The sequence below is a fragment of the Brevibacterium oceani genome, from assembly GCF_013623835.1.
Taxonomy (GTDB): domain Bacteria; phylum Actinomycetota; class Actinomycetes; order Actinomycetales; family Brevibacteriaceae; genus Brevibacterium; species Brevibacterium oceani.
In genome coordinates this window covers 108,872-131,119 of sequence record NZ_JABKDE010000006.1, presented here as the reverse complement: position 1 = coordinate 131,119, position 22,248 = coordinate 108,872, and the positions used below count along the sequence as shown (strand labels likewise).

At 65.2% G+C, this 22,248-nt stretch carries 20 protein-coding genes and 3 tRNA genes; 17 read left to right on the top strand and 6 right to left on the bottom strand.

The window, feature by feature from the left end; translation table 11 throughout:
• The first annotated feature begins 214 nt into the window (after positions 1-214).
• The 9 genes from HK401_RS14195 (at position 215) to ettA (ending at position 9,242) form a co-directional block, all read left to right on the top strand.
• Complete coding sequence (locus tag HK401_RS14195) at positions 215-1,405, top strand: acetyl-CoA C-acetyltransferase (RefSeq protein ID WP_181275313.1); 1,191 nt, start codon at positions 215-217, stop codon at positions 1,403-1,405.
• 115 nt (positions 1,406-1,520) lie between these two features.
• Positions 1,521-1,835: a thiamine-binding protein gene (locus tag HK401_RS14190; RefSeq protein ID WP_181275312.1), complete on the top strand. Its 315-nt coding sequence runs from the start codon at positions 1,521-1,523 to the stop codon at positions 1,833-1,835.
• 80 nt (positions 1,836-1,915) lie between these two features.
• Positions 1,916-2,122: a hypothetical protein gene (locus tag HK401_RS14185; RefSeq protein WP_181275311.1), complete on the top strand. Its 207-nt coding sequence runs from the start codon at positions 1,916-1,918 to the stop codon at positions 2,120-2,122.
• Between the two features lie 119 nt (positions 2,123-2,241).
• Positions 2,242-2,315: transfer RNA gene (locus HK401_RS14180), tRNA-Arg, on the top strand.
• Between the two features lie 223 nt (positions 2,316-2,538).
• Positions 2,539-4,236: a dynamin family protein gene (locus HK401_RS14175; protein WP_181275310.1), complete on the top strand. Its 1,698-nt coding sequence runs from the start codon at positions 2,539-2,541 to the stop codon at positions 4,234-4,236.
• A complete protein-coding gene (locus HK401_RS14170; protein ID WP_181275309.1) occupies positions 4,233-5,813 on the top strand; it encodes a GTPase in 1,581 nt (526 codons plus the stop codon). Before HK401_RS14175 ends, HK401_RS14170 begins: the two co-directional genes overlap by 4 nt.
• Positions 5,814-5,982: 169 nt before the next feature.
• Positions 5,983-6,672, top strand: a complete 690-nt coding sequence (locus tag HK401_RS14165; protein WP_181275308.1) for a single-stranded DNA-binding protein — start codon at positions 5,983-5,985, stop codon at positions 6,670-6,672.
• Between the two features lie 77 nt (positions 6,673-6,749).
• Positions 6,750-7,433 carry a DUF6993 domain-containing protein gene (locus tag HK401_RS14160; protein ID WP_181275307.1) on the top strand — a complete coding sequence of 228 codons (684 nt, stop codon included), beginning with the start codon at positions 6,750-6,752 and terminating at the stop codon, positions 7,431-7,433.
• A 126-nt stretch (positions 7,434-7,559) separates the two neighbouring features.
• Positions 7,560-9,242 carry an energy-dependent translational throttle protein EttA gene (gene ettA, locus HK401_RS14155; RefSeq protein ID WP_181275306.1) on the top strand — a complete coding sequence of 561 codons (1,683 nt, stop codon included), beginning with the start codon at positions 7,560-7,562 and terminating at the stop codon, positions 9,240-9,242.
• 182 nt (positions 9,243-9,424) lie between these two features.
• On the opposite strand, the gene HK401_RS14150 is transcribed toward ettA, so the two are convergent.
• Positions 9,425-9,658: a hypothetical protein gene (locus HK401_RS14150; RefSeq protein ID WP_181275305.1), complete on the bottom strand. Its 234-nt coding sequence runs from the start codon at positions 9,656-9,658 to the stop codon at positions 9,425-9,427.
• Complete coding sequence (locus HK401_RS14145) at positions 9,655-10,563, bottom strand: acyl-CoA thioesterase (RefSeq protein WP_181275304.1); 909 nt, start codon at positions 10,561-10,563, stop codon at positions 9,655-9,657. The genes HK401_RS14150 and HK401_RS14145 overlap by 4 nt, the downstream gene beginning before the upstream one ends.
• A gap of 87 nt (positions 10,564-10,650) precedes the next feature.
• On the opposite strand from HK401_RS14145, the gene HK401_RS14140 reads away from it, so the two are divergent.
• Together HK401_RS14140 and HK401_RS14135 are read left to right on the top strand one after the other, a co-directional pair.
• Entirely contained in the window at positions 10,651-11,202 is a 552-nt protein-coding gene (locus HK401_RS14140; RefSeq protein ID WP_258234220.1) for an acyl-CoA thioesterase, read from the top strand.
• Positions 11,199-11,867, top strand: a complete 669-nt coding sequence (locus HK401_RS14135) for a DUF8185 domain-containing protein (protein ID WP_181275303.1) — start codon at positions 11,199-11,201, stop codon at positions 11,865-11,867. Before HK401_RS14140 ends, HK401_RS14135 begins: the two co-directional genes overlap by 4 nt.
• Before the next feature lie 116 nt (positions 11,868-11,983).
• Here the strand turns inward: HK401_RS14135 and HK401_RS14130 are convergent, their stop codons facing one another.
• The 3 genes from HK401_RS14130 to pepN are packed head-to-tail and all read right to left on the bottom strand — an operon-like array spanning position 11,984 to position 16,223.
• Positions 11,984-12,388, bottom strand: coding sequence for a globin (locus HK401_RS14130; protein WP_181275302.1), 405 nt, complete (start codon positions 12,386-12,388; stop codon positions 11,984-11,986).
• Entirely contained in the window at positions 12,372-13,556 is a 1,185-nt protein-coding gene (locus HK401_RS14125) for a mechanosensitive ion channel family protein (RefSeq protein WP_181275301.1), read from the bottom strand. The genes HK401_RS14130 and HK401_RS14125 overlap by 17 nt, the downstream gene beginning before the upstream one ends.
• A 12-nt stretch (positions 13,557-13,568) precedes the next feature.
• Entirely contained in the window at positions 13,569-16,223 is a 2,655-nt protein-coding gene (gene pepN, locus HK401_RS14120) for an aminopeptidase N (RefSeq protein WP_181275300.1), read from the bottom strand.
• 204 nt (positions 16,224-16,427) lie between these two features.
• Between pepN and HK401_RS14115 the strand changes: the two genes are divergently transcribed.
• The 3 genes from HK401_RS14115 to HK401_RS14105 all read left to right on the top strand — a co-directional run bounded on the left by HK401_RS14115 (position 16,428) and on the right by HK401_RS14105 (position 18,836).
• Complete coding sequence (locus tag HK401_RS14115; RefSeq protein WP_181275299.1) at positions 16,428-17,033, top strand: mycothiol-dependent nitroreductase Rv2466c family protein; 606 nt, start codon at positions 16,428-16,430, stop codon at positions 17,031-17,033.
• 132 nt (positions 17,034-17,165) lie between these two features.
• Complete coding sequence (locus tag HK401_RS14110) at positions 17,166-17,639, top strand: ribose-5-phosphate isomerase (protein WP_181275298.1); 474 nt, start codon at positions 17,166-17,168, stop codon at positions 17,637-17,639.
• An 84-nt stretch (positions 17,640-17,723) separates the two neighbouring features.
• Positions 17,724-18,836 carry an alcohol dehydrogenase catalytic domain-containing protein gene (locus tag HK401_RS14105; RefSeq protein ID WP_181275297.1) on the top strand — a complete coding sequence of 371 codons (1,113 nt, stop codon included), beginning with the start codon at positions 17,724-17,726 and terminating at the stop codon, positions 18,834-18,836.
• Positions 18,837-18,894: 58 nt separating this feature from the next.
• Here HK401_RS14105 and HK401_RS14100 read toward each other — a convergent pair.
• Positions 18,895-18,968: transfer RNA gene (locus HK401_RS14100), tRNA-Pro, on the bottom strand.
• A 135-nt stretch (positions 18,969-19,103) separates the two neighbouring features.
• On the opposite strand from HK401_RS14100, the gene HK401_RS14095 reads away from it, so the two are divergent.
• The 3 genes from HK401_RS14095 (at position 19,104) to tig (ending at position 22,234) form a co-directional block, all read left to right on the top strand.
• Positions 19,104-19,177, top strand: a tRNA-Gly gene (locus HK401_RS14095).
• 68 nt (positions 19,178-19,245) lie between these two features.
• Entirely contained in the window at positions 19,246-20,661 is a 1,416-nt protein-coding gene (locus HK401_RS14090; RefSeq protein ID WP_181275296.1) for a hypothetical protein, read from the top strand.
• Between the two features lie 214 nt (positions 20,662-20,875).
• The gene (tig, locus tag HK401_RS14085) at positions 20,876-22,234 is read left to right on the top strand and encodes a trigger factor (protein WP_181275295.1); all 1,359 of its coding nucleotides are present in this window, start codon (positions 20,876-20,878) and stop codon (positions 22,232-22,234) included.
• The last annotated feature ends 14 nt before the right edge of the window (positions 22,235-22,248 follow it).

The window sequence follows — 22,248 nt, the reverse complement described above, 5'->3', positions numbered from 1 at the left end:
CTGTCGTCTGGAAGGGATGATCTGGGCTGTCCTCGTCCTACTCTAACGGAGACTCCATGAGTGTTGGGTGCGAATGCACGACAGTGGACAGAGGCGATCGAAGACGTGGGACGGGACCCCGTGACCGAGGCCACAGTCTCCTCGACTACGCTGGGGCATATCGAACAACACACGTGCCGGGATCAGGTTTCCGGCGCGGAACCGAGGAGGAGAAATGGCAGACGCAGTGATCGTCGCCGGAGCGCGCACACCATTCGGACGGCTGCAGGGTGAGCTGTCGAAACTCAGCGCTGTCGAGCTCGGCGGAAACGCCATCGCCGGGGCACTCGAGCGTGCCGGCATCAAGGGCGACGACGTCGACTACGTCGTCATGGGCCAGGTGCTCCAGGCCGGCAACAGCCAAGGGCCCGCACGACAGGCGGCCGTTGCCGGGGGTATCCCCATGTCCGTGCCTGCCGTGACCGTCAACAAGCTCTGCCTGTCCGGGATCAACACGATCACCCAGGCTGCCCAGCTCATTCGTGCCGGTGAGTACGACATCGTCGTCGCGGGCGGACAGGAATCGATGAGCCAGGCCCCGCACATGCTCATGAAGTCGCGTTCGGGGTATAAGTACGGCGACGTCGTCGTCAAGGACCATATGGACTACGACGGGCTCTGGGACGCGTTCACTGATCAGGCGATGGGCGGTCTGACCGAAGATGCCAATGCCGGAGACCGTGAGTTCTCCCGCGAGGAGCAGGACGCGTTCTCCGCTCGTTCGCACCAGCGTGCCGCCCAAGCACAGCAGGCTGGCGCCTTCGACGACGAGATCGTCCCTGTGACCATCAGCTCGCGCAAGGGAGACGTCACCGTCTCGGCCGATGAGGGAGTGAGAGCGGACACGACCGTCGAATCACTGTCCAAGCTGCGCCCATCGTTCCGCAAGGACGGAACGATCACCGCCGGCAATGCCTCCCAGATCTCCGACGGCGCGTGCGCCGTCGTGGTGATGTCACGCGAGAAGGCCGAGGAGCTCGGCGCGCCGATCCTCGCGGAGATCCGGTCCCACGCGTGGACGGCAGGACCCGATTCGACCCTGCAGCATCAGCCCTCGCAGGCGATCAGGGCCGCGGCCGAACGCGAAGGCGTGGCCGCGGACTCCTTCGACCTCTACGAGATCAACGAGGCGTTCGCCGCCGTCGGCCTGGCCAGCTCGAAGGACCTCGGCATCGACGCGGAGAAGGTCAACGTCAACGGCGGTGCGGTGGCCCTCGGCCACCCCATCGGTGCTTCCGGGGCCAGGATCGTCCTGACCCTCGCGCACGAACTCCAGCGCCGAGGCGGCGGATCCGGAATCGCCGCCCTGTGCGGAGGCGGCGGTCAGGGCGACTCGCTCATCGTCAGCGTTCCACCTCGGGCCTGAGAATCAATCCGGAAGCGGCGGTGCCGTCGGCATCGTCGTCCGGTTCATACGAGGCCGACACCGAGGCGGGGGACCGTTCCGGTTCCCCGCCTCCCACAGAAGAAGGAGAGGCAATATGCTCGCAGCATTCTCAGTCGCCCCCAGCGGGGGAGAAGACTCGGACGCTTCTGTCCACGACGCCGTGGCGGCGGCCGTGGACATCGTCCGACGTTCCGGGCTGCCGCACCGCACCGATGCGATGTTCACGACTATCGAAGGCGAATGGGACGAGGTCTTCGCGGTCATCAAAGCGGCCACCGATGCCGTCGGAGAATACGGCACGAGGGTGTCGCTTGTGGTCAAAGCTGATATCAGGCCGGGATACACCGGGGAGCTCGACGGCAAGCTCGAGCGCCTGGAGAAGGCGATCGAGGCCCGCGGCGAGAGCTGATCGAAATTTCCAGGATTCTCACAGTGACGTGGCTCATGTAGAGGACTACCCTTTTTCCAACAGGACAAAGGAGATGAACGATGAACGGTGCCAAGTACTTCTCGATCGCTACGGGCCTGACCCTGTTGGCCCTGCTGGGCTTCATGCTCGCAGGCTTCTTTCCGATCATCGTCGACTTCGCGTTCGGCATCGAAGCCGTCGCAGTGATCCTCGCTCTGACCGGTGTCGCAGTGGTGTCATTCGTGACCGTGCGCAAAGCACTCGAACAGGCCGCGCGCCGCTACTGAACCGCCGCTGACCGGCCGACGCCAGCGCTGAGCCCCGGTCCGTGGGCGCGGACTCCGAGAGCCCCGCTCCGCCCGGGGCCGCTTTCTGTTCTCCGGCGGCCATCGGTTACGATGTGTGAGCCTCCGTAGCTCAGTCGGATAGAGCAACCGCCTTCTAAGCGGTAGGTCGCGGGTTCGAGCCCCGCCGGGGGCGCTTTTCGAGCCACGGAACGCTCATCCCGGCGAACACTCGTCCCACATCATCCACGCCCACCGAATTCTCCACTCACGGCACTCCCGTACGGGCAGATCCGTTGTGAGCCCGGCGCACTCATGCTCCCGCGTGCGGTCCGGCAGTGAGCCGTCGCGGGCAATTGTGCTCCGATACGGCGTGGCAATTGGTGCCGAGCTGGGAAAACATAGAGAGTGGATGCGTGATGACAGAGAGCAAGAGTGCCGCGACGCCGCCGGTCGGCCAAGCGTTGAACGATATCGTCAAGCGCGTATCCGAAACGCGCTTCACCCTGCGCACCGATGACTTCGAAGACGGTCGCGCTGCGCACTCGGCGCTGACCGCGGAACTGAACGACTATGTGCTGCCGCGCATCAACCGCGCACGCACCCCCTTCCTCATCGCTGTAGGGGGATCCACCGGAGCCGGCAAGTCGACTCTCGTGAACTCCCTGGTGGGTCGGACCGTCAGCCCCGCAGGCGTGCGTCGACCGACGACCGGCAACCCGGTCGTGATCCACAATCCGGCAGATGCCAAGTTCTTCGATTCCGAGCACTTCCTGCCGGATCTGCCGCGCAGCACCGATCCCGAGTCCACTCGGCCGGGCGTCGTCCTCGTCCCCGATGAGAGCGTCGAGTCGGGAACCGCGATCCTCGACTGCCCCGACATCGATTCGATTTCAGCGACCAACCGCGAACTCTCGCGCCGAACTCTGCTCAGCGCGGACCTGTGGCTTTTCGTCACCACCGCCAACCGATACGCAGATGCCGCCCCGTGGACGCTGCTGAAGACTGCGGCGGCACGGAGCACCTCGGTGGCCATCGTCCTTGACAGGGTTCCGCCCGAGGCCAATCGCGAGGTCAGGCACCACCTCTCGAGTCTGCTCGCCGAGGCGGGGCTGGCCAACTCGCCCATCTTCTCCGTGGCCGAACTCGAGCTCGAAGACGGTCTGCTTCCGCATGCGGCGATCTATCCGATCCGCTCGTGGGTCGCGCAGGTGGGAGCCGAGGGCGCATCGCTCCAACGCATTCGGTCGAGAACCCTGAGTGGTGCGGTCGCCGCGCTGCCGGGAAGAGTTCACTCACTCGCCGGCCATGCCGAGGCTCAGGAACAGGCTCACGCCGCGCTGGCGTCATCTGTCGACACGGTCTTCCGCACGGCTGACTCACGGCTCGCCGAAGTGTTCTCCGATGGCCGTGTTCTCCACGGTGAAGTGAATGCCAGGTGGCAGGACTTCGTGGGAACGGGTCAGCTGTTCCGCGGTCTCGAACCGACCATGGCGCGCATGCGCGACAGGATCTCTGCGGCGGTGACCGGCAAACACGATGCCGCCACCCCGCTGCACATCGCAATTCTGCGCAGTGCGGCCGTGTCCCTGCGCGAGCAGGCGATCGGCGTGGTCGACGATGTCAACTCCGAATGGCGCAATACAGCTGCAGGAGCCGCGCTCATCGATGAGCAGCCGGAACTGCGGCATGTCGGATCCGGTCTCGAAGGGGCCGTCAAATCAGCCGTCAGCGGATGGTCGGACGAGGTGAACGCACTCGTGCGTGATCTCGGTCAGGGCAAGAAGTCCAAGGCACGCATCCTCTCCTTCGGCGTCGCCGGCGTCTGCGCGGTGCTCGAATACGCAGCCTTCTGGGATCCGCAGCATTCCGGTACCGCTGAACCGGCCGCCCGCCAAGGCGCAGGTGTGGCACTGAGCCTGGCGGAGACCATCTTCGGGGAGGCGGAGGCGCGCGAACTCATCGCTTCGATCCGGCAGCGGTTCCTCTCCGCCGCTGCGGGAATAGTCGCCGACTGCCGGGCACCATTCGACAACGCACTGAGACTATCCGCGGTACCGGCGCGGCAAGCGGGCGCGCTGCGCTCGTCCGGTGAACGACTTGAGGTGGCATTGTGAACAGTTCTGCGCAGACCGAGATCCGACGTCTGGCCGAAGGCATCCGACATTCGCTGTCTCTGAGTCAGGACAAGCTCGGCGGCGACGTGCGTGCAGATGCTCAGAACCTGCTCGACCGTGCCGAAGACCGCCTCGGCCTGGGGGAGGACTTCACCGTGGTGGCGTTCGCCGGGTCAACAGGATCGGGCAAGTCCTCTCTATTCAACGCGGTCGCCGGTCTCGAGATCGCTCGTGTGGGTGTTCGCCGTCCGACGACATCGCGGCCGACCGCCTGCGTCTGGGGCGAGGGCGGCAACGATGTCCTGAACTGGCTGCGTGTGCCCGAACGGAGCCGAACCTGGCGCGAATCGGCACTCGACGGCGACGACCAGCGACGGCTGCACGGACTCATCCTCCTCGACCTGCCTGACCACGACTCGACTGCCGTCGAGCATCGTGTCGAGTCCGACCGCCTCGTCGGACTCGTCGACGTCGTCTTCTGGGTGGTCGACCCACAGAAGTATGCGGACTTCTCCCTGCACTCGGACTACCTGGCCAAACTCGCCGAGAACAGTTCGAACATGGTCGTCGTCCTCAACCAGATCGACAAGCTCAGTCCTGAGGAGCAGAAGGCGGCCGTCGACCATCTGCGGCAACTGCTCAATGAAGACGGCCTGAGTGAGACGAACGTGAGGGTGTCCTCGGCGACGACACGGGATGGGATTCCGGAGCTGCGGAGCATTCTTGCCGACACGGTCGACTCGAAGGACGCGGCGGCCGAACGTCTGCTTGCCGACATGCAGGCGATGGCCAAACGGATCCGCACCGAGCTCGGGGAGCCTGTGGCGCCACCGGACGAGCTGCCGGGAGCATCGCGCCTGGTCGAGACGATGTCCGACGCGGCAGGAGTCGAAGCCGTGGCGCAGACCGTTCACGACGACTACATCCGCCGAGCGTATCGCAAGACGGGCTATTTAGTGCTCGCCTGGATGCAGCGCAACGCTCCCGACCCTCTCGGCGCCAAGCACGGACAGGGCCGCGACGAACTCGTGCGGGCCTCGGTTCCGGCCACGGCGAAGGCCCAGAACTCGCATGTGAGACTGATGGCCCACGAACTAATCAGCGAATCGGTGGCGACGATGCCGCAGGCGTGGCAGAACGATGCCGCCGAGGCCGAGAAGACGAGCACAGCCGAACTCTCGGAGAACCTCGACTCGGCCGTCACGGCTGTGGATATCACACGACAGAGTCCCGGATGGTGGTCATTGGCCAACGCCCTGCAGATCATCTTCTTCGTGGCAACGATCATCGGCATCGTCGGGGTCATCGTGTCCGCGCTGGTCGCGGCTCTCGGCGCGGGGTCGCTGCCGACGTGGTGCTGGATTCTCAGCATCGGCATCCTCGTGATCGGACTCATCGGCTCGCTCATCACCTCACTGATGTCGAAGTCAGCCCGAAGCAGAGGAGCGAAGGACGCAGCTGCAGAGGTCGACGGAAAGCTGCGCGATGCTGTCGGTCGAGTCGCCCAGAGTTCCTACCTCGATCCGGTCAAGCGCGTGATCGGAGAGCACCGGCGGGCGTTCGAGATGCTCAGCTGAGACTTCAACGCACGGGTCATCTGACTCGAGCGCGAATGCCCTGTGGACGGAGATCGTCTTTCCACAGGGCATTCGGCGTCTCTGGACACGGCGGCGAAGTTCCAGGCTGACTGATGATGCGCACGTCCACCGATGGGCGGGTGCACTCGACAATTCGAAGGAGCCTCCGATGTCCGCCATTCCGATCACGCTGACCGGCACCATCGCCACCGCCCCCGATGCCCGGACGCTGCCGTCCGGACGAGCCTGTGCGTCCTTTCGACTGGCGGTCAACCACTGGCGCATAGACAAAGATACGGGCGAGTTCATCGACGACGGCACCTCGTGGTTCAGCGTCGACTGCTACGGCGACCTGGCCAGCAACTCCTCGATGACACTTCAGCCGGGTACCGCGGTGATCGTCACCGGCAGTCTGAAGATCCGTCAGTGGGACAACGGCGATCGCAGCGGGATCGCCCCGACTGTCGTGGCCGACCACATCGGACCCGACCTGCGCTACGGCACCGCGCACTACCGGAGGTCGAAGGCCCCCGATCGTGGTCAGAATCAGGGGAAGCAGGCGACGGATTCCGAATCGAGTCCGGGCGACGGTTGGGACGGTCTGGAATCGCAGGCGCCGGCCGCACCCGCAGGATCGGACGTCGAGCACAACGGGTATTCGACTTCGGCGCGCTCCGCATATTCGGTCGCCGAGGCGGATGACGATGACGCTGAGCAATCATCGGCCGTCGGCGACGGCACGGGTGCCGCCGACGTCGGAGGTGCCGGCGTGGACGGAACGGCGGGTGCCGAATCGGCATCTGACAGCGACGAGGACGCCATCGCGCGTGAGACTGCAGCCGCCGCTGCGCCGTTCTGACCGATTCGCTGCCCGCAGGGGCGGACCCGATCGGTTAGAGTGAGACTGTCAATCGTCCCCTCCCGCCGAGGTCTCAGATGCGTCTCGTTCCTGTGCTGGGTGCCGCAGCACTGACACTGGCACTGTCAGGCTGCTCTCTGTTGGGCTTCGGCTCAGATGATTCTCAGCCGGAACCGAAGAAGACCCATCCGACACCGGTCGCTGAAGTGGATAAGGTGCTCAAGGCCGTCAAGCCGATCACCGGTGACAAGGATTCGGTGCCGTCGACGAAGAAGTTCTTCACCACCATGCTCGATGCCGGGTACAAGCCCGAGCAGCTCGAAGCGACACTCGATGAGTCGCCTCTCGGCAATGACGTGCCGTCGAAGATGTTCGGTGTCAAGACTGACAAAGGCTGCGTCATCGGGGAGATCCGTGCCGGCAAAGCCACCGCTGAACTCATGCAGCCCACGGAGTCGACGGGCTCCTGCCTGTTCGGCGAGGTCGACAGGCCCGAAGGCGTCAAGGCGCCCAAGGGGGAGAAGCGCGACGAAGACGGCGACTCGAACGGCGCCGGGCACCTGCCGGGCGAAGACATCAACGGAGACGACGGTCCGACGGAGTCTCCCCAGCCCAGCGACGATTCGTCGGGATCCGACGGCGGAACGGGTTCTGAGGGATCGACAGGATCTCAGAGCTCGGCGGAGGGCGGCGGTTCCTCCTCTGGTTCGGCAGAGGGCGGCGACAGCGACGGTGAGGCCCCGTCGCTGGGCGGCGGATGAGCATCCACTGGAGCTCTCAGTACTTTTGACTGACAGCGGTGCCTCCGCGGCGTCGCGGTGAGCACTGGTCTTCAAGCGATCGTCAATTCGCGCTGGGGTGTGCCAAAACGATAGCCTGAGACCACTATGGCCGAATTCATCTACACCATGCATAAGGCGCGTAAGGCGCACGGTGACAAAGTCATCCTCGACGATGTATCGATGTCGTTCTATCCCGGAGCGAAGATCGGTATGGTCGGCCCCAACGGCGCCGGCAAATCAACGATCCTCAAGATCATGGCGGGCCTGGAGCAGCCATCGAATGGTGAGGCTCGGCTCAGCCCCGGTTACAGTGTGGGCATCCTCATGCAGGAGCCCCCGCTGAACGAAGAGAAGACCGTCCTCGGCAATGTCCAGGAGGGCGTCGGCGAGATCAAGGCGAAGGTCGACCGATTCAATGCGATCTCCGAGGAGATGTCGGATCCCGATGCGGACTTCGACGCACTGATGGAAGAGATGGGCAAGCTGCAGGAAGCCATTGACGCCGCCGATGCGTGGGATCTTGATTCCCAGCTCGAACAGGCGATGGATGCTCTGCGCTGCCCGCCGCCGGATGCCGATGTCTCGGTGCTCTCCGGCGGTGAGCGTCGTCGCGTGGCGCTGTGCAAGCTGCTGCTGGAGAAGCCGGACCTGCTGCTCCTCGACGAACCGACGAACCACCTCGACGCGGAGTCGGTGCTGTGGCTCGAGCAGCACCTCACGTCCTACCCCGGTGCCGTCATCGCCATCACGCACGACAGGTACTTCCTCGACCACGTCGCCGAATGGATCGCCGAGGTCGACCGCGGTCACCTCTACCCCTACGAAGGCAACTACTCCACCTATCTTGAGAAGAAGCGCGAGCGGCTCCAGGTCCAGGGGAAGAAGGACGCGAAGCTGGCCAAGCGCCTCAAGGACGAACTCGAATGGGTACGGTCGAACCCGAAGGCGAAGCAGACGAAGTCGAAGGCCCGTCTGGCCCGCTATGAGGAGATGGCCGCCGAAGCCGAGAAGACCAAGAAGCTCGATTTCGAAGAGATTCAGATCCCGGCCGGGCCTCGCCTCGGCGATGTCGTCATCGAAGCGGACAAGATCGAGAAGGGGTTCGACGGACGTCAGCTCATCGACGATCTGAGCTTCTCACTGCCGCGCAACGGCATCGTCGGTGTCATCGGTCCCAACGGCGTCGGCAAGTCGACCCTGTTCAAGACGATCGTCGGTCTCGAAGAGCTCGACGGGGGAGACCTCAAGATCGGCGAGACCGTGAAGATCTCCTATGTCGACCAGTCCCGCGGCGGCATCGACCCGGATAAGACGCTGTGGGAGGTCGTCTCCGACGGACTCGATTTCATCCAGGTCGGCTCGGTGGAGATGCCTTCGCGTGCGTACGTCTCGGCGTTCGGTTTCAAAGGCCCGGACCAGCAGAAGAAGGCCGGAGTCCTCTCCGGCGGTGAGCGCAATCGACTCAACCTCGCTCTGACGCTCAAGCAGGGCGGCAACTTGCTGCTGCTCGACGAGCCGACGAACGACCTCGACGTCGAAACGCTCGGGTCGCTGGAGAACGCTCTGCTCGAATTCCCCGGCTGTGCCGTGGTCGTCTCCCACGACCGGTGGTTCCTCGACCGAGTCGCTACCCACATCCTCGCGTGGGAAGGCACGGAAGAGAACCCGGCCGCCTGGTACTGGTTCGAAGGCAACTTCGAAGCCTATGAGAAGAACAAGGTCGAGCGCCTCGGCGAGGATGCGGCCAGGCCGCACCGCGTCACGCATCGTCGCCTCACCCGCGACTGATCCGCTGCCGCAGAGCCAGACACAGCGATGCCCCGGTCACCAGGACCGGGGCATCGCTGTGTCGCTGCCGAGGACGACGACGCTCTTTCCTCAACCGCGGCTCGCCCACACGGCGTCAGCGACTCTGCGGGTGGTCCGCTCCGGCAGCCGACGGCGTTCGGTGAGCGTGCGTTCTACGGAGTTCAGTGATCGCTCGTGCGCCCGAGGCGCGACAGGCCGGTGAAGAGCAGCCGGAGGAGCAGCGCACCGACGACGCCCACCGCGATGGCCAGGACGGCGATGAAGCCCATGTGCAGGTCAGTGTTCGACCGCAAGAACAGCAGCGCGAGGATCGCAATGACGATGAATAGCGCCACAGTGACGAGTCGAAGGAGGATGGTGCCGATGATGTCCATCATCGTGGTGTCGTCGCTCATCGGGACTCCTTGACCCGGACCATACCCTCCTGGGCCACGGTGGCGAGCAGAGTTCCGTCCTGGGAGAAGATGCGTCCATAGCCGAGTCCTCGACCACCCTGTGATGCTGGGGACTCCTGCACGTAGAGCATCCACTCGTCGACGCGGACTCGCCTGTGCCACCACATCGCGTGATCGAGGCTGGCCACCCGCAGGCCAGGAGTCCGCCAGGTGAGATCGTGGTGCAGAAGCACGGGCTCGAGCAGGTTGAAATCGCTGGCATAGGCCAAAGCGGCGGCATTGAGCACCGGGTCGTCACCGAACGGTGCGCTGGTGCGGATCCAGGAATGCTGCTCCCGAGACGCGGCTGCTGTGGTCTGAGGGGCGTGCAGGGAGGTCTCGACGGGCCGGATCTCGAAGGGGCGTTTGGCCAGCCATTCCGTTGTCACCGGGGAATCATCGTCGCCGATGAGGTCGAGCACCTCGGGACAGTCCTCAGGGGCCGGCAGTCCGGTCGGCATCTCCTCGGAGTGTTCGAGGCCCGGCTGTTCGTCCTGGAAAGAGGCGATGAGGGAGAGGATCGGCGCCCCCTTCTGATAGGCATGCACTCGGCGGGCGGAGAAAGAGCGACCGTCGCGCAGACGCTCGACGCCGAACTCGATCGGCTCACTGACGTCGCCGGCGCGGAGGAAATACCCATGCAGGGAATGGATCAGCCGATCCTCGGGGAGAGTTGCGGCAGCGGCGACGACGCACTGCGCAAGCACCTGACCGCCATAGACCCGTCCGTCCGGCTTGTACTGGCTGTGGCCGATGAAGAAGTCCGACTCGCTCGAAGCCGCGGTGAAGTCGAGCCGCCGCAGGTCGAGGATCTCGTGCAATCGTGCAACATTCGCCTCAGCCTCGGTGGATGCTTCTTCGGTCATAGGTTCTCTCCCTCGGACGGCGGTGCCGATCGTGCGTTCAGTTCACGATCCTATCGCGTGCGACACCACCGGGCGGAAGGTGGCATGATGGGACGCATGCACTCAGGCGCCACCGACCCCCTTCTCGACGACTTCACCCGCGTACTGCTGGAGCTGAGATGGGGTGATATGGACGTCTACGGGCACGTCAACAACGTCACCCAGCTGCGGCTGCTCGAAGAGGCCCGAGTGCGGGTCCTCGGGTCCCCGACGCACAGCACGGATGCCCCGACCACACCCGGTCACTTCGGAATCGCCGCGACCATCAGCGGGGTGGAGATTCCCGCCGTCGTTGCGGCAGCCTCGGCGACGACCGAACTGCTCGTGGCCTCTCATGCGATCGAATATCGTGCTCCGATTCCGTACCGGTCCGGCCCCATCGCAGTCGATCTCGTCATCAGCGATGTCAGCCCGGCTTCGGTGACGGTCGGCTATGTCATCTGCGAACCCGACGGCTCCCGCGCGTATACGGTCGCCGAAACGGTCGTCGTCTTCATCGACAAGGCCTCGGGCCGACCGCGGCGGCTGAGCGCAGCAGAGACCGAAGCCATGGACTCCGTGCTCGGCGGCAAGGTACCGCTGCGGAGGGCGCGCCGGTGAGTGTGCTCGAGATCGCCGACCCGCTGGCCATGCGCGACCTGTCCGCCTTCACCTCGCTGGCCCACAAGGCCGATTCCGACGGGGTGATGCGCCTGCAGGTCTTCTCCGACGTCCTGGCGGCCTCGGTCGCACCGCTGTTCCCGCATGGGATCGGCGACCCGACCCCGCTCGTCCTCGGCATGCGGATGCTGCGGCTGCGCGGATCCGAACTCGACGGGCTCGACGAGGCGGTGCCGCTGTCCAACCTGCTCGATCGCTTCGCCCGGGAGGAGAACGGCGCCTCGCTGCCGGTGCCTCCGAATTCGGTGCTCGTGTCCTGGACCGGCATCGCGCCGCCGCGCACCGGATGGCAGATGCGCGACACGATCACGGTAGGCGACCTTCATGCCGCCGCGGCCGAGGGGATCGAAGAGGTCAGCGCCGGTGCGCCCCAGGGTTCGGGAGGTCACGCTGTCAAAGCACTGCGCTCCCGGGTGTGGTCACGCGAGATGAAGGGTGCCGCCGGTACCGGACTGCCCGGCGGTCTGGCGTTCGCTGCCGCCGCGCTGCGCTTCATCCCGAATGCCGGGCGCGACGATGACAGGAAGCTGAGCGTGATGGAGGCCTCGGGCTGGCTGCGCATCGCCGCACCGGGAGGCCATCTGCTCACCCGCGCCCGCGTATGAGACACTGCCTCGCATGAAGTCGCCGCATCGCCTGGGCACAATGCCCAGCCTGCGGACCGGCCGTTCGACGGTCGCGATCATCCGGCGCGATCAGCGCGCGGCATACGCGCACCTGATCAGCGGATGTTGGGATTCGCGGAATTGACCATCGCGGTCGCCGCCCGTTGGAAGTAGTCCCAGAACATCTCGTCGTAGAGCGGAGGCAGGGCGACGTCGTCGAGGGCTGCGCGCATGCATCGCAGCCAGCGGTCCCTCGCGTCGAAGTCGATGGGGTAGTCGAAGTGACGCATCCGCAGGCGAGGATGTCCGCGCTGTTCCTGATAGGTCGACGGTCCGCCGAAGTACTGCTCGAGAAAGGTCTGCAGGCGGTGCTTCGCCCCGGTGAGTTCGTGCCCGTCCGGGTACATCGCAATGAGCTGCGCATCCTCGTCGACATGCTCATAGAAGACATCGACGAGGCGGGTGAACGTCTCATGGCCGCCGACGGCCGCGAAGATCGAATCGTCACTCGTCTGCGTCATCGTTCGACCCTTCGCTCGGTGAGTCCTCCTGTGCGCCGGCGCGGATCTCCTGCTCGCTGGGCAGCGGGGAGGGGGATTCGCTGCTGCGACTGGCCGAGGACTTCTGTCCCCGGTGCTCGTCCCGACCGTGCTTGTCCCGGACGGAGGTGGTGACGACGGACCCGGTCACGGAACTCTCTGCTGAGGAGTTCTCCTCGGAGGACTTCTCATCCGTGCCCGGCAGCGTGCGCAGAACGGTCTCCTGGACCATTCCGATCTGCCCTCCTCGCTTGGCCAGCTCCGTCATGAGCTCGGCGCGGAAGGCACGTTCGACCATCCACTGCTGGTTCGGCTTCGTCTTGACCATCGTGCGGATGACCCGGTACGACCCGGACAGGGACTGCACACCGGCGATCTCCGGATCCTCGAGCATGGCTCGGGCGATCTCGGGATCCTTCTTCAGGGTGCGGGTGACGTCCGCGGTCATCTCGCGGTAGTCATCCATCGAAGTTCGGTAGTCGATGGGGATGTCGAGAACGGCGCGGGCCCAGCCCTGGGAGAGGTTGCCCACGCGCAGGATCTCGCCGTTGCGCACATGCCACAGGGTGCCGGTGAGGTCACGGACCTGGGTCCGGCGCAGTCCGACGTCCTCGACCTCGCCGACGGCTTCGCCCAGGTCGACGGTGTCGCCGATTCCGTACTGATCCTCGATGACGATGAAGAAACCGGACAGGTAGTCACGGACGAGCTCCTGCGCACCGAAGGCGATGGCGACACCGGCGATACCGGCAGATGCGAGGATCGGCGCGATATTGAAGCTCAGCGCGTCGAGGATCATCAGCGCGGCGATGACGCTGATGAGGATCGTCGTCACCGAGGACAGCATGCGACCCACGGTCTTGGCCCGCTGCGCACGCCGTTCCTTGATCGTCTGCTGGTCGATCCCCGTCCGCTGCGCTTCGAGCGCGGCAGACGAGAACTTCGTCAGCCCAGCACCTTCGGCCTTCTCACTGCCGACCGTGCCTTTGGCGACCGCGGTGGTGAACCGGCGGATGAAGTACCGGACGATGAGATTGACGACGAAGGCCATGATGACGATGACCGTGATCTGCAGCGGAGCACCGAGGAGGAACGACCAATCGAAGTCACTTGCGGCTTGAACAGTGTTTTCCATTGCGTCAGAAGTCATGATTTCTCGAGACTAGCCCTCGAGGTTCAATGATCCCTTGGAAGCGCTGGACACACGCTGAACCTCCAGCGCCCGTTCGACCTCGGCGAGGTTCTCCCTCATCAGCCTCAGCAGGCCCTTCGGCGCCGCGGGATGATCGGCCAGCCACTGTCGGGCGGATGAGACCGTGACGGAACTCACCGGTGGGAACAGGCGCAGAGTCAAGGTCTGCGCGGTCTCGAGGGTTCTGGTCTCCCACCAGCCCGCGACGCGGTCGAAGTACTCATCGGCGAACGGCCGCAGCGGCTCCTGTGCAGTGATGATCTCACCATCGGGTCGCTGCAGCCCGGTGCCGAAGCCGAGAGCCAGTGCCCCGAGTTCGGAATTCGGCAGATCCACAGCGTCGACGAGGCGGGTGAAGGTCTCGGACTTCGCCGCCGAGGTGGGGCGGGAGGCTCGTGCGGTCGCGGCCTGTCGGGCGCCGGTGGCGGTGGGATCGCGTCGGCTCATCTCCTGAACGGCCGAATCGTCGACGGCGTCGTTGGCACACAGGCCGATGAGGATCTCCCAGGTGAGATCGGTGTCGAGGGCGATCCCGGAGACGGATTCGCATGCGGGATCGAACCATGATTTCAGGCGCTCCAGCTGCTCCTCGGTGACAGCGTGTCTGATGAACCCGCGGACGAATTGGAAGGCCTGATCAGTGCCCTCCTCGATGGTTCCCAGCAGCTCGATGAACCGGTCGGCGAGTCGGGCATGCACGGCCTTGCGCTGATCGGGAGGCAGGTAGGACGAGACCGCGGTGTCGAGCTGACGCATCTGGGTGAGCAGACCCGAGGAGTGCGTGATCGCACCCAGATGGGTGATGACGGTGTCGAGGTAGTCCTGGACCGGACGCTGACCGTCGCGGACCTCGTCCCACAGGGTAGCGAGCACGAGCAGCTGGGTGAGCGAATCATCGAAGTCGCTCAGCCGGTGGGCAGCGGCGGCCATGCTGCGATCGTCGAACCTCACCTTGGCGTAGCTGAGATCGGCATCGTTGACGACGATGACGTCCGGGCGGGGCAGTCCCCGCGCCTCGTCGACGGTGACGGCAGCGGAGTCGATGTCGATGGGGAACGAGTGAGTGCGGGCGAGCCGTCCGTCTCCGGAATCGGAGTAGAAGCCGATCGCCAGGCGATGCGGACGCAGCGACGGAGTCGGCTGACCGTCGAGCGACCACGGAGCTTGCGTGACTCGCAGACTTCCGACCACTTCGGCGTCGGCTTCGCCCGTCGTCTGGAGGTCGGCTTCGATGAGATTGACCCCGGACTCCTCGAGCCACAGCTTCGACCAGCTGGTCAGATCGCGGCCCGAGGTGGCGGCGAGCTCATCGAGCAGATCGGCAAGCTCCGTGTTCGACCATGAATGCTTGTCGAAATAGCGCTTGAGCCCGGTGAAGAACTCCTCCCGTCCGACCCAGGCCACGAGCTGCTTGAGCACCGAGGCGCCCTTGGCGTAGGTGATTCCATCGAAGTTGACCTCGACATCGGCGAGATCCTCGATCGGGGCAACGATCGGATGGGTACTCGGCAGCTGATCCTGGCGGTAGGCCCAGGACTTCTCGATCGTGGCGAAGGTCGTCCACGCATCGGCGAACTTCGTCGCCTCCGCGGTAGCCAGCGTCGACATGAACTCGGCGAAGGACTCATTGAGCCAGAGGTCGTTCCACCAGCGCATGGTCACGAGGTCGCCGAACCACATGTGGGCGAGTTCGTGGAGGACGGTGACGGTTCGACGCTCGACGAGTGCTTCGGTCGGACGGGACCGGAACACATAGTTCTCGAGGATCGTCACGGCCCCCGCATTCTCCATCGCCCCGGCATTGAACTCAGGGACGAAGAGCTGATCGTATTTCTCGAAGGGATAGGAGACTCCGAACTCGCGTTCGAAGAACTCGAAGCCGGCCTTCGTAACACCGAAGAGGTTGTCAGCGTCGAGGTAGTCGAACAGTGAGGATCGGCAGTACAGGCCGAGGGGGACAGGAGATCCGTCCGAAGAGATCAGTTCCGAATGGACCGACCGGTAGGGACCGGCGATGATCGCGGTGATATAGGACGATATCGGTGTCGTGGGCGCGAACTGCCACACGGCCATTCCTTCGATCGGCGCTTCGCCGAGGTCGGTGAACGTCTCGATCGGGTCACCCGGCGTCGGTGTGGGTGAGTTGGAGACGACTGTCCACTTCTCAGGGGCGACGACTGTGAAGGAGAAAGGGGATTTGATGTCCGGCTGTTCGAAGACGGGGAACACACGCCGGGCGTCGGGCACCTCGAACTGCGAATAGAGATAGACCTCGTCGTCGACAGGATCGACGAAGCGGTGGAGTCCCTCCCCTGTGTTCATATACGAGAAGTGCGCGTCGATGACGAGCTCGTTCTCGGCGGCGAGACCGGGAAGGCCGATGCGGGCGGGGGAGACCACCTCGGCGAGATCGAGGTCGAGACCGTTGAGGCGCACGCGTTCGACGCTGGCGGTGATGGCGTCGATGAAGGTCGTTGACTCCGGTGCGGCAGTGAACCGGATCCGCGAGCGCACGCGGAAGCTCTCACCCTCTCCCGTGAGGATCAGGGTGTGCTCGTAGCTCGAGACGTCCACCAGGGTGGACCTTTCGCGTGCTTCGTCGCGGGTGAGGTTGTATTGCGGCACAGTGAGGTGACCTTCGCTTCGGGAACCGGGTGTACTCGGCCATTCTTTCATGAACGACCGACCCAGCGGTCGAATTCCTCTTCCCGGCATGACTCGACCGCGATCCGACCGCTTTCGGTGCGTTCGGCCCTTGTTGGTAGATTGAGCATCGGAACTGCGGGTGCCCTCCGCGGCACGTGCACAACCCGAGAATGAGGAGAGACAGTGAGCAAGGAAACACTCGATCTGTGGTTCGACACTGCATGCCCGTGGGCTTGGATGACCTCCCGCTGGGGGCTCGAAGTGGCCAAGGTGCGCGACGTCGAGGTGAAGTTCCGGCCGATGAGCCTCAACTTCCTCAACCGCGACAAGGACATTCCCGATGACTACCGCGAGCTGATGAATCGTGCGCTGGCTCCGATGCGGATCGTCACCGCCGCCATCGCCGAACACGGCGACGAGGTGGCCGAACCGCTCTACACCGCCATCGGCACCCGCATTCACCCGGACGGAGAGAAGGACTTCGAGAAGGCCGTCTCCGAGGCCCTCGCCGAGGTGGGGCTGCCGGCGGATCTCATGAAGTACGGTGAGAGCGACGACTACGACGCGGCGCTTCAGGCTTCCCACGACGAAGCCCTGTCGCTTGTCGGCGACGACGTCGGAACCCCGATCTGCCGTGTTGCGGGCACCGCGTTCTTCGGACCCGTCGTGACTCCGGCGCCGAAGGGTGAGGACGCGGGCCGCCTCTTCGACGGTGTCCTCGCGGTCGCCTCGACGCCCGGCTTCTTCGAGCTCAAGCGCACTCGCGACCAGGGACCGAACTTCGACTGAGGTTCGCACCCCCGCTCATGTGAGTGCCCGCACTCGAGCACTCGACCAGCACCACCCGCTCCCGACACGCGATGACCGCTCGGTTCGCCACCGGCGACGAGCGATCCGCAGCGATTTGCGAAAGGCACACAGATGAAGGTTCACCTCGGCACCGACCATGCCGGATTCGAATTCAAAGAGGTCCTCAAGGCCCACCTCGCCGAGGCGGGGCACGAGATCGTCGACCACGGCGCCCTCGAATACGATGCCCTCGATGACTACCCGGCGTTCTGTATCGCCGCCGCCCAGGGCGTCGTCGACGATCAGGCTGCGGGCGTCGACGCACTCGGCGTCGTGATCGGCGGATCCGGCAACGGGGAGCAGATGGCGGCCAACCTCGTCAAGGGCGCGCGCACGGCCCTGGCCTGGAACCCGGAGATCTCGAAGCTGGCCCGCCAGCACAACGACGCACAGATCGTCGCGGTCGGTGCTCGCCAGCACCCGGAGGCAGAAGCGATCGCAATCGTCGATGCCTTCTTGGCCGAACCGTTCTCCGGGGACGACCGTCACTCACGCCGCATCGCCATCATGGCCGACTACGAGGAGCAGGGCCGGCAGGCCCTGTGACAGTCAGGCCGCGATGACGACGGAAGGTGCGAGAGGCGAGATGATCGCGATGGGTTTGGGAAATGCTGCTGACGGAGGACTGCTGTGAAGATCAGAGGCGCAGTGCTGCGTGAGATGGAACGGCCGCGTCCGTTCGCAACCTCGCAGCCGATGACGATCGAGGACCTCGAGCTCGACGAACCCGGTCCCGGCGAGGTGCTCATCCGGATGCGCGCGGCCGGGGTCTGCCACTCGGACCTCTCCGTCGTCGACGGCAATCGGCCCCGGCCCCTGCCGATGCTGCTCGGCCACGAAGGTGCCGGCGTGGTCGAGGCGCTCGGGGAGGGTGTGGACGACCTCGAGGTCGGACAGCAGGTCGTCACAGTGTTCCTGCCCCGGTGTGGGGAATGTGCGAACTGCCGCACCGACGGCAAACTCCCGTGCACTCCGGGCAGTGCCACGAACGGCGCGGGGACCCTGCCCTTCGACGGGCACAAGGTGCGTCTGCACGATCACATCGGCATCGAGGTGCTCCACCACCTCGGCGCGTCCGTGTTCGCCACCCATGCGGTGCTCAACCGTGCCTCGGTCGTGCCGATCGACGATGACGTTCCAGCGCCGATCGCCGCGGTGCTCGGCTGCGCGGTGCTCACCGGCGGGGGAGCGGTGCTCAACGCCGGTCGCCCCGGTCCCGATGACGAGGTGATGATCGTCGGCCTCGGCGGTGTGGGAATGGCCGCGCTCATCACGGCGCTGTCGATCGACACCGCGGGAGTCATCGGGGTCGACGCGAACCCGGACAAACTCGTGCGTGCGACGGAACTCGGGGCCGTCGAGGTCTACACCCCGGAACAGCTTGGAGACCGGAAGGCTCCGATCGTCATCGAATGCGTCGGCCATGCCCGCGCATTCGAGACCGCGTTCGCAGCGACGGCCGTGGGTGGGACGACGGTGACGGTGGGTCTGCCTGCCCCGGATGCTCAGTCGCGCATCACACCGGTGACGCTGACAGCTGAGGCGCGCACAGTCATCGGCTCCTATCTCGGTTCAGCGGTGCCGAGCCGGGACATCCCCGTCTACGCCGACCTGTGGCGGGCGGGCAAGCTGCCGGTCGAGGAGCTGATCTCCGACACCATCGGTCTGAACGACCTCAATGCGGCCTTCGATGCGCTGTCAGACGGTCGGGTCGTGCGTCAGATCATCGACTTCGACGCCTGAAGGCCGCGAGCGCATGAAGAAGCCGCCCGGACCAGTCGGTCCGGGCGGCTTCCATGTGTCGGGATGACAGGATTTGAACCTGCGACCCTCTGTTCCCAAAACAGATGCGCTACCAAGCTGCGCCACATCCCGCGACGGCTACTATCTAACCACAGCCGGGTCCGCAATCGCACCTCGGACTCGGGGTTCGACGGCGATGTGACCTAGTTCATGAAAGACCGATTTGGTGCCGGTGGGAAGTCTCGACTATAGTCAATCTCGCACCACGGGGATGTAGCTCAATGGTAGAGCCTCAGTCTTCCAAACTGATGGTGCGGGTTCGATTCCCGTCATCCCCTCCACAGCCGGTCTGACCTTCGGGTCAGGCCGGTTTTTTCTGACCATACGCCCCTCCCGGTAGGATACGGCCATGCACGGACGAGGACTGGGGCGGGTGTCGACCGCGCGACTCTCCCGCCGCCAGGTCCTCACCGGCGGCGCCGCCGGGCTGGGCCTGCTCGGACTCGGCGGAGGCATGGCCGCCGCCATCGCCGAGGCAGGGGACCCCGATCCGGTCCGATCAGTCACGGTCGCCTACACCGCCTCCGGTCAGCGCAGAGGCCTCGGAGCCGACGAAGCACGGGACCTGCCCGCATCCTCTCGGGTGATGCCCGATGTCGACGATTCGGGCCCCGCGCGACGTCAGCAGGACTTCCTCGACGGATGCGCCCCTTGGCTTGCCACCCTGCCCGCGCAGCGACGAGAAGCGGCGGTCTCCGCCCTGCTCGATCTCTGGGTGCTCAGCGACGAACTGCCAGCGACGTTGGCCGGAGGAGTCGGCCCCTGGCGCTACGTCTGGGCCCGCGATGCCGCATTCGCCGCGGTCGCGTTCGTGCGCATCGGCTTCGCCGAATACGGCTGGAAGCAGCTCCTCTATCTCCAATCACTGCAGGCGTCCGACGGTTCGTTCGCCGCTCGGGTGATACCCGAGACGGGCCTGGCCCCCGATGACCGTCAATCTCAGTTCGACGCGCTGGGACTGGTCCTGTGGGCGGTCTCCGAGGTCCACTCCGCGCCGTCGGCGAACGGCGAATCGTTCGCTCTGGCCGAACTGCGGAGCCTCCTGCACCGGACATCCGAACGGCTCTTCGACCACACAGGACACGGCCACAGCCTCCCGCCGGCGGGCCCGGACTACTGGGAGGTCGTCGAATCCAGGGTCACGCTCGGCCTGGCCGCGCCGACGCTCGTCGGCCTCGACGCACTGACCGGACTCTGCGCGGCAGAACCGGAACTGTGGGACCACCTCGGCGGAGGAGTGGACGCAGTGTTCGGGACTGCGCAGGCCTTCGCCGAGACGTTCGCCCGGACCTTCGGTGCCAACGGTCTGCAGCGCTACCCGACATCGGGCGGATCCGACTCGGCCATCGCCTACCTCTCGCTATCGGGTGTAGGCGCGCGCGATGAATCGGCAGCTTCGGCGGCAGGACAGGGCAAGCACGCGAAACCGCCCGTGCTCGAGGCACCGATGCTCGCGGGCGCCTGGGAGCGGCTGGAACAGCCGGCCGGCGGGATCAAGCCCGGACACGGCTGGCTCATCGACCGGTCGAGCTGGACCCCGTCGACCTCGCTCATGGGGCTCGGCTTCGCCCGCCTCGGGGACGTCGAACGCGCCGAGGCGGTCCTCGATTGGCTGAGCGCGAACCGCACCGTCGTCGGTTCCTTTCCCGAGAAGGTCAGCGCCGACGGTGAGCCCGTCTCAGTGGCGCCGCTGTCCTGGACAGCGGCGAATGTCATCATCACCCTCGATGAGCTCTACGGACCCTCGCGCCGCGACGACGGGTGAAATGCGCCCGGTTTCGCGTATCGGTTGGGGTTTCGCGTAATATGGGTGATTGCGTCTTGCGGACGTGCGCGAAGTATTCGTGGACTTTCGCTCCCCCTTAAGGCCAGGAGATGGCCGATCAGGCTGTGAGCTGACCGTTTGTGGTCACGAACTGGGCCGGTCGGGTCGGAAGATGGCCGCAAATGCATGACTGTCGAAATTGAAAGGTCGCACTGTGAAGAGCTCCGTCGAGCAACTCGACCCCACGCGGGTCAAGATCAGCGTGGAAGTCCCATACGCCGAACTCAAACCGAGCGTCGACGAGGCATACAAGACCATCGGTGCGCAGGTCACCGTCCCCGGCTTCCGCAAGGGCAAGGTCCCGACTCGCATCATCGATCAGCGGATCGGTCGGCCGGCAGTGATCCAGGAGGCCATCAACAACGGCCTCGATGACTTCTACCGCACCGCGGTCGATGAGAACGAGCTCAAGCCGATGGGTCAGCCCGAGGTCGAGATCTCCGAGGTTCCCGGACTCGACGGCACCGAAGACGGCGACCTGGGCTTCACCGTCGAGGTCGACGTTCGCCCCGAGATCGAACTGCCCGCCTACGACTCGATCACCGTCGAGGTGGACCCCATCGAGGTCACCGACGAAGACGTGGATGCCGAGCTCGAGCAGCTGCGCACCCGCTTCGGTACCCTGACCTCGGTCGAGCGTCCCGCTGCGAAGGACGACTTCGTCACTCTCGACCTCGTGGCCACCATCGGTGACGAGGAGATCGACACCGCCTCTGACATCTCGTACCAGGTCGGCGCCGGAACCATGCTCGAGGGCATGGACGAGGCCCTCGACGGCCTCTCCGCCGGTGAGACCACGACCTTCGAGACCACCTTCGCCGGTGGCGAGCACGCCGGTGAGCAGGGCACCGTGAAGATCACCCTGAGCGCTGTGAAGGAACGCGAACTGCCCGAGGCCGACGATGACTTCGCCCAGCTGGCCAGCGAGTTCGACACCATCGCCGAACTGCGTGACGATCTGCGTGAGCAGGCCGCCAAGCAGAAGGAGACCGACCAGGGCGTGCAGGCCCGCGACAAGGTCCTCGAGCACCTCATCGAGACCCTCGAGGTCCCCGTTCCGGCCAAGATCGTCACCGACGAGGTGGAGCGTCACCTCGAGTCCGAGAACCGGGTCGATGACGACGAGCACCGCAAGGAGGTCACGGAGGAGACCGAGCGCAACCTGCGCACCCAGTTCATCCTCGATGCCGTCTCCGAGGCCGAGAACGTCGAGGTCAGCCAGCCCGAACTCATCGAGTACCTGATCTCCGCTTCGCAGCAGTACGGCATGAACCCGAACGAGTTCGCCCAGATGCTCGACAGCTCCGGACAGGTCAACGCCCTGGTCGGAGAGGTCTCGCGCCGCAAGGCCCTGGCCGCCGTCCTCGCCGGTGCCACCGTCAAGGACACCGCCGGAAACGTGGTCGACATGGAAGCCTTCACCTCCGCAGGAGACGATGACGACGCCGAGGCTGTTGACGCTGAGGCCGACGACGCGGACGAAGAGACCCCGGAGGCCGCGGAAGAGAACTGAGGAAGAGCCGCCTC

What these genes read in the sequence shown, in the direction of transcription:
- HK401_RS14140 (WP_258234220.1), top strand. Translation starts at nt 10,651, where the DNA reads ATGGGACGCATGCACTCAGGCGCCACCGACCCCCTTCTCGACGACTTC.
- HK401_RS14110 (WP_181275298.1), top strand. Translation starts at nt 17,166, where the DNA reads ATGAAGGTTCACCTCGGCACCGACCATGCCGGATTCGAATTCAAAGAG.
- HK401_RS14125 (WP_181275301.1), bottom strand. Translation starts at nt 13,556, where the DNA reads ATGACTTCTGACGCAATGGAAAACACTGTTCAAGCCGCAAGTGACTTC.
- ettA (WP_181275306.1), top strand. Translation starts at nt 7,560, where the DNA reads ATGGCCGAATTCATCTACACCATGCATAAGGCGCGTAAGGCGCACGGT.
- HK401_RS14145 (WP_181275304.1), bottom strand. Translation starts at nt 10,563, where the DNA reads ATGACCGAAGAAGCATCCACCGAGGCTGAGGCGAATGTTGCACGATTG.
- HK401_RS14175 (WP_181275310.1), top strand. Translation starts at nt 2,539, where the DNA reads ATGACAGAGAGCAAGAGTGCCGCGACGCCGCCGGTCGGCCAAGCGTTG.
- HK401_RS14195 (WP_181275313.1), top strand. Translation starts at nt 215, where the DNA reads ATGGCAGACGCAGTGATCGTCGCCGGAGCGCGCACACCATTCGGACGG.
- HK401_RS14150 (WP_181275305.1), bottom strand. Translation starts at nt 9,658, where the DNA reads ATGAGCGACGACACCACGATGATGGACATCATCGGCACCATCCTCCTT.
- HK401_RS14190 (WP_181275312.1), top strand. Translation starts at nt 1,521, where the DNA reads ATGCTCGCAGCATTCTCAGTCGCCCCCAGCGGGGGAGAAGACTCGGAC.
- HK401_RS14165 (WP_181275308.1), top strand. Translation starts at nt 5,983, where the DNA reads ATGTCCGCCATTCCGATCACGCTGACCGGCACCATCGCCACCGCCCCC.
- HK401_RS14130 (WP_181275302.1), bottom strand. Translation starts at nt 12,388, where the DNA reads ATGACGCAGACGAGTGACGATTCGATCTTCGCGGCCGTCGGCGGCCAT.
- HK401_RS14160 (WP_181275307.1), top strand. Translation starts at nt 6,750, where the DNA reads ATGCGTCTCGTTCCTGTGCTGGGTGCCGCAGCACTGACACTGGCACTG.
- HK401_RS14090 (WP_181275296.1), top strand. Translation starts at nt 19,246, where the DNA reads ATGCACGGACGAGGACTGGGGCGGGTGTCGACCGCGCGACTCTCCCGC.
- HK401_RS14185 (WP_181275311.1), top strand. Translation starts at nt 1,916, where the DNA reads ATGAACGGTGCCAAGTACTTCTCGATCGCTACGGGCCTGACCCTGTTG.